The following is a 6,353-nucleotide window of genomic DNA, read 5'->3' as shown; positions in this document are numbered from 1 at the left end:
GTGCCCGGGGGGGGCTGCGGGGCGGGTGCTTTCCAGCGGCGGCAACGGCAGCCTGACCAGCGCCAGTCGGTCATCATCGCCACCGGCGCGGCTGGAGAGGGAGAGGGCGGAAAGGGCGAGGCCGGCGAGCGTGAGCACCAGCAGCGACAGCAGACGCAGTGGACGCATGAACGTGGATACCTGTGACATTTGAACCAATTCTAATGTCGCTGCGGGAGAAAACAAGGTAAGAACAGGTGCGCGCAGTATAATTTTGCCGTTTTTGACAGGAATGACACAGGACGAATCCCCGTGAGCGCCATTACCGACAACGAACAGGTCAGGACCTTTCAGGGCCTGATTCATGCTCTGGAGAACTACTGGGCCCGACAGGGCTGCGTGGTGATGCAGCCCTACGACATGGAGATGGGTGCCGGCACCTTCCATCCGGCCACCTTCCTGCGGGCGGTGGGCCCGGAGCCGTGGCGGGCCGCCTACGTGCAGCCGTGCCGCCGCCCCACCGACGGCCGCTATGGCGAGAACCCCAACCGCCTGCAGCACTACTATCAGTTTCAGGTGGTGCTCAAACCCTCGCCGGATGACATTCAGGAGCTGTATCTCGACTCCCTGCGCATGCTGGGCATCGATCCGCTGACTCACGACATCCGCTTCGTGGAGGACAACTGGGAGTCGCCCACCCTTGGCGCCTGGGGCCTTGGCTGGGAAGTATGGCTCAACGGCATGGAGGTGACCCAGTTCACCTACTTCCAGCAGGTGGGCGGGCTGGAGTGCCGCCCGGTCACCGGCGAGATCACCTACGGCCTGGAGCGCATCGCCATGTATCTGCAGGGGGTGGACTCCGTCTTCGACCTGGTGTGGGTGGAGGGGCCCGACGGCCCGGTCACCTATGGGGACGTGTTCCATCAGAACGAGGTGGAGATGTCCGCCTACAACTTCGAGAAGGCCAATACCGACATGCTGTTCCGTCACTTCGACGAGTGCGAGGCCGAATTCGGCAAGCTGATCGCCGACGGCCTGCCTCTGCCCGCCTACGAGCAGGTGCTGAAAGCCTCCCACACCTTCAACCTGCTGGATGCGCGTCACGCCATCAGCGTGACCGAGCGCGCCCGCTTCATCGGACGGGTGCGCGACATGGCCCGTCAGGTGGCGCAGGCCTATTACGACCGGCGCGAGGCGCTGGGCTTCCCGTTGGTGAAGGAGGGCAAGTGATGGAACGCAGGGATTTTCTGTTCGAGCTGGGCACCGAGGAGCTGCCTCCCAAGGCCCTGAAGCGCCTGCGGGACGCGCTGCGGGATGAGATCGTCGCCGGGCTGGCCGATGCGGAACTGACCCATGACGAAGTGGAAGCCTACGCCAGCCCACGGCGGCTGGCGGTGCTGGTGCGCCGGCTGCAGACCGCCCAGCAGGACAAGGTGATCGAGCGCCGCGGCCCGGCGAAGCAGGCCGCCTTCGACGCCGACGGCAACCCCACGAAGGCGCTGCTGGGCTTTGCCCGCAGCTGTGGCGTGGCCGTGGAGGCGCTGATCGAGATTGAGACCCCCAAGGGCGTGTGGATGGGCGCGCGCATCGAGCAGAAGGGCGTGCCGGCTGCGGAACTGCTGCCGGGCATCGTGCAGCGGGCGCTGGACCGGCTGCCGATTCCGAAGCGCATGCGCTGGGGCGCGCGCGAGGCCGCCTTCGTGCGGCCGGTGCACTGGGTGGTGATGCTGCTGGGCGGTGAGGTGGTGCCGGCCACCCTGCTGGAGCACGAGACGGGGCGCGTCACCCACGGACACCGCTTCCACGCGCCGCAGGGCTTCGAGCTGGCCACGCCGGACGACTATCTGCCCACTCTGCGGGAGCGCGGCTTCGTGGAGCCGGATTTCGATACCCGTGCCGTGCGCATCGCCGAACAGGTGCAGGCGCTGGCCGCGGAGATCGGCGCCCAGGCGGTCATCGACCCCGATCTGCTGGACGAGGTGACGGCGCTGAACGAATGGCCGGTGGCCATCATGGGCAGCTTCGATGAGGATTTCCTCGCCGTGCCGCCGGAGTGCCTCATCTCCGCCATGAAGGGGCATCAGAAGTATTTCCACGTGGTCGACGGCGAGGGCCGGCTGCTCAACCGTTTCATCACCGTGGTCAACATCGACAGCCGCAACCCGGATGCGGTGCGCGACGGCAACGAGCGGGTCATCCGCCCCCGTCTGGCGGACGCGCGCTTCTTCTGGGATCAGGACCGCAAGCAGCCGCTGGAGAGCTTCCTGCCGCGGCTGAAGCAGGTGGTGTTCCAGCAGAAGCTGGGCACGCTGATGGACAAGGTGGACCGGCTGGAGAACCTGACCGCCCTCATAGGCCGCGAGCTGGGCGAGGACGTGGCCCTGTGCGAGCGGGCGGCGCACCTGTCCAAGTGTGACCTGATGACCGAGATGGTGGGCGAGTTCCCGGAACTGCAGGGCATCATGGGCCGCTACTACGCGCTGGAACAGGGGGAGAATCCCCGTGTGGCGCAGGCACTGGACGACCAGTACCGGCCCCGCTTCGCCGGTGACGGCCTGCCGGCCGACGGCATCAGCCAGGCACTGGCCATCGCCGACAAGCTGGACACCATCACCGGCATCTACGGTATCGGCGAGGCGCCCACCGGCGACAAAGATCCCTACGGTCTGCGCCGGGCGGCGCTGGGGGCGCTGCGCATCATCATCGAACACCAGCTGCCGCTGGACCTGCGCCGGCTGGTGGAGATGAGCCTCAGGCAGCATGACGCGGTGGAGCACTCCGACGCGCTGCGGGACGAGATCGTGGACTTCATGTATTCCCGTCTGAAGGCGTGGTATCAGGAGCAGGGGGTGAGCGTCGAGCAGTTCGAGGCGGTGCGCGCGGTGCGCTCCGACCGGCCGGTGCAGTTCGCCCGCCGGATCGAGGCGGTGCGCCGCTTCGCCGAGCTGGAGGGTGCCGAGGCGCTGGCGGCGGCCAACAAGCGCATCGGCAACATTCTCAGGAAGGCCGGCACCGTCTCGGCCGAGGTCAACCCCGACCTGTTCGAGGCGGATGAGGAGCGCGCCCTGTGGGCGGCCTACACCGCTCTGGCGGAGGAGGTGGACGCGGCGGTGGCGGCGGGTGATTTCGTCGCCGCCATCGAGAAGCTGGCCACCCTGCGTCCGGCGGTGGACGCCTTCTTCGACCATGTGATGGTCATGGCCGAGGACGCGGCGCTGCGGGCCAACCGGCTGGCGCTGCTGGCCACCCTCAAGGCCGCCTTCGACCGCATCGCCGATCTGTCGCGCCTGTCCGCATGAAGCTGATCGTGCTCGACCGCGACGGGGTCATCAACGAGGACTCCGACGCCTTCATCAAGTCGCCGGACGAGTGGGTGCCGGTGCCGGGCAGTCTGGAGGCCATCGCCCGGCTGAACCGGGCCGGCTGGACGGTGGCGGTGGCCACCAATCAGTCCGGCATCAGCCGCGGTCTCTACGATCACGCCACCCTGAGCGCCATGCACGCCAAGATGCAGGCACTGCTGGCGGAACACGGCGGCGGGGTGGACTGGATCAGCACGGCGCCGTATCAGTCCCACGAGAACTCGCCGGCGCGCAAGCCGGGCACCGGCATGCTGCGCGCCATCGGTCGGCGCTATGGCTGCGCCCTCCAGGGGGTGCCCTTCGTGGGTGACACCTGGGGGGACGTGCAGGCGGCCCGGGCGCTGGCCATGCAACCAGTGCTGGTGCGCTCCGGCAAGGGCGAGCGCACGCTGGCGGCGCATGGGGCGGATCTGGAACGGATGCAGGTGCCGGTGTTCGACAACCTGCTGGCGGCGGTGGAGGCGCTATGGCTGTAGAGCAGAAGCCCCGCACCACGACCCCCCGGTCGGGCATGGCCGGGCGCAGCGCGCCTGCCCCGGCGGCCCGGCCCGCCCCCCGTGGCTGGCGCTACAGCCTGCCGGTGGTGCTGCTGCGCTCCACGCTGTTCGAAACGGGCCGCATCGGTTCGATGATCTTCTTCGCCATCACCGGCCAGCTGCTGTGGCCGTTTTCCTTTGAGACCCGCTACCGCTACATGACTCTGTGGGGCAAGTTCACCCTGTGGTGGCTGAGGCTCACCTGCGGCATCCGCTACGAGGTGCACGGGCTGGAGCATGTGGACATGAGCCGACCTGGCCTGATTTTTGCTCGGCATGAATCGGCCTGGGAGACCATCGCGCTGCAGTCCATCTTCCCGCCGCAGGTGTATGTGCTCAAGCAGGAGCTGCTGCGCATTCCCTTCTTCGGCTGGGGCATGGCGCTGCTGCACCCCATCGCGCTGGACCGCAAGGCGGGACGCAAGGCGCTGCAGAAGCTGGTCTCCGAGGGGTTGAAGCGGCTTGAGGCCGGGCTGTGGGTGGTCATCTTTCCGGAGGGCACGCGCATGCCGCCGGGTGTTCTGGGCGAGATCAAGATCGGCGGGCCGATGCTGGCGGCGCAGGCGGACGTGCCCAGCCATCTGGTGGCCCACAATGCCGGCGAAGTGTGGCCGAAGAACAGTTTTCTCAAATATCCGGGCCGGATTCGGGTGGAGATCAGCGCGCCGTTCCACTTTCACGGCCAGAAACCGAAAGCCATCAGCGAGCAGATGCAGCGCTGGTTTGCCGAACACCTGTTGAGCAGACCGCAGGGAGGGCAGGCCGGCATGAACTGACACAAGGGATGCCATGAGCAAAGCCGCCACCATTCTGGGCGCCATAATCGGCCTGATGGTCCTCCTGCTGAGCATGGTGGACTATGACACCGGCCGCATTATCGGCGCCTTTTTCAATGCCCAGGCGCTGGGCGTGGTGGTGGGCGGCACCCTGGCGGCGGTGCTGGTCAACTATCCCTTCTCGCAGGTGATGTGCGTCTTCTGGGGCCTGTGGCGCGTGCTGACCCACGAGCCGCCCAAGGCGGATGCGGTGGTGGAGGAGGCGGTGGAGCTGGCCCACCGGGTCAAGCGCGGCGGCCTGCTGGCGCTGGAGCGGGCCGTGGACGAGATTTCCGATCCCTTCTTCCGCTTCGCCATCGGCGAGGCGCTCATCCACAAGGACGAGCAGCAGCTGCGCCGCGTGCTGGAAAGCCGGCTCAACAGCGACATGCTGCGTCAGCTGGTGTGTCAGGAAGTGTTCAACACCATGGCCGCCTACGCGCCCGCCTTCGGCATGATGGGCACGGTCATGGGATTGATCATCATGATGACCCGGCAGGGCGGGGAGCAGGCGGTGGCCGCCTTCGGCGCCGAGCAGACCCAGAACATGCTCGCCGGGCTGCTCACCGGCATGGGGCTGGCGCTGGTGACCACCTTCTACGGCGTGCTGCTGGCCAATCTGGTGTTCATGCCGGTGGCGGGCAAGCTCAAGGTGCTGGCCGACGCCGAGGCGTTCAAGAACCGCCTGGTCATCGAGGCGGTGGTGGCACTGTGGCATCAGGAGGGTCCGCTGATGGTCAAGGACAGGCTGCTGGCCCATCTGGACGCGCAGATGGCCGAGAAACTGGAGGCGCTGCGCTGACATGGACGCGCAGCAGCAGGTCGCCGAGGCCGGGGCGCGGGCAGCGCGCTTCCAGCGCATCTGGATGATGACCTATGTGGCGCTGTTCTCGGCGCTGCTGGCCTTCTTCGTGGTGCTGATCACTCAGGTGCAGCTGGAGGGCATCGCCGTCAAGCGTGCCCACCAGCAGCTCACCCAGCGGCTCTATCTGGACGTGAAGGCCGCCCTGCGGGCACAGGGCATGGACTGGGTGCGGGTGGAGAACGACTTTCCCAAGGGGGTGCGTCTCTACCCGGCGCCGGCGCTGTTTGCCGGCGCGCCCCTGTTCGCCCCGGGCAGCGATCAGCTCAACCCCCGTTTCGAGCCCTATCTGGCCGCCATGGGCCGGCTGCTGCGGGCGCTTGATCTGGCCCATTTCCAGCGGCGCTACGGCCTGCTGGTGCAGCAGATCGAAAACCGCGGCTTCCGTCTGCGCCTGACCCTGCGGGTGGAGGGGCACACCGCCCGCCGCCCCCTGCCTGCGGACAGTCCATTCTCCGACGCCATGACGCTGAGCCTCTACCGGGCCGACCGGGTGCGGCAGGCGCTTCAGCGATCCAGCCTGCTGGTGGACGAATACTGGGCCATCGCCGGCTACGGGGCGCTGCATCCGTTGTTTCCCAACCCGGCCGATGCCCGCAATGAGCGGGTGGAGCTCTACCTGCAGCCGGACATGTGGGAGGACACCCGCCCATGAGCGCCGACAGCGATGCCCTGCGTGAACGGGTCAAGAGCGTGTGGCTGCTCTCCTTCGGGGACATGACCACCCTGCTGATCACCTTCTTCGTCATGATGCTGGCGCTCAACTACGGCGCCATCTCCCGGGTGCAGAAGTGGCTGG

7 protein-coding genes are annotated in these 6,353 nt (G+C 67.3%); all 7 read left to right on the top strand.

Translation table 11 applies throughout. The features are described 5' to 3' along the window. Positions 1-285: 285 nt before the first annotated feature. Positions 286-1,209 (top strand): glycine--tRNA ligase subunit alpha, encoded by a 924-nt coding sequence (gene glyQ / locus F8K16_RS07075; RefSeq protein WP_294948675.1) that lies wholly within the window; start codon positions 286-288, stop codon positions 1,207-1,209. Beyond that, positions 1,209-3,278 (top strand): glycine--tRNA ligase subunit beta, encoded by a 2,070-nt coding sequence (glyS, locus tag F8K16_RS07070; protein ID WP_294948673.1) that lies wholly within the window; start codon positions 1,209-1,211, stop codon positions 3,276-3,278. Before glyQ ends, glyS begins: the two co-directional genes overlap by 1 nt. Continuing rightward, entirely contained in the window at positions 3,275-3,817 is a 543-nt protein-coding gene (gene gmhB / locus F8K16_RS07065) for a D-glycero-beta-D-manno-heptose 1,7-bisphosphate 7-phosphatase (protein ID WP_294948670.1), read from the top strand. Before glyS ends, gmhB begins: the two co-directional genes overlap by 4 nt. Then, on the top strand, positions 3,808-4,653 hold the full coding sequence (locus F8K16_RS07060) for a 1-acyl-sn-glycerol-3-phosphate acyltransferase (protein WP_294948668.1): 846 nt from the start codon (positions 3,808-3,810) through the stop codon (positions 4,651-4,653). The genes gmhB and F8K16_RS07060 overlap by 10 nt, the downstream gene beginning before the upstream one ends. A 13-nt stretch (positions 4,654-4,666) precedes the next feature. Next, positions 4,667-5,494, top strand: a complete 828-nt coding sequence (locus F8K16_RS07055; RefSeq protein WP_294948666.1) for a MotA/TolQ/ExbB proton channel family protein — start codon at positions 4,667-4,669, stop codon at positions 5,492-5,494. 1 nt (position 5,495) lies between these two features. Continuing rightward, positions 5,496-6,209, top strand: a complete 714-nt coding sequence (locus F8K16_RS07050) for an OmpA family protein (RefSeq protein WP_294948664.1) — start codon at positions 5,496-5,498, stop codon at positions 6,207-6,209. Continuing rightward, positions 6,206-6,353 (top strand): flagellar motor protein MotB (locus F8K16_RS09285; RefSeq protein ID WP_367122868.1); only part of this gene is annotated, 148 nt, incomplete at its 3' end. The genes F8K16_RS07050 and F8K16_RS09285, both read left to right, overlap by 4 nt.

The organism is Sulfurivirga sp. (assembly GCF_015490265.1).
Classification (GTDB): domain Bacteria; phylum Pseudomonadota; class Gammaproteobacteria; order Thiomicrospirales; family Thiomicrospiraceae; genus Sulfurivirga.
This window is presented reverse-complemented; position numbering and strand designations above follow the sequence as displayed.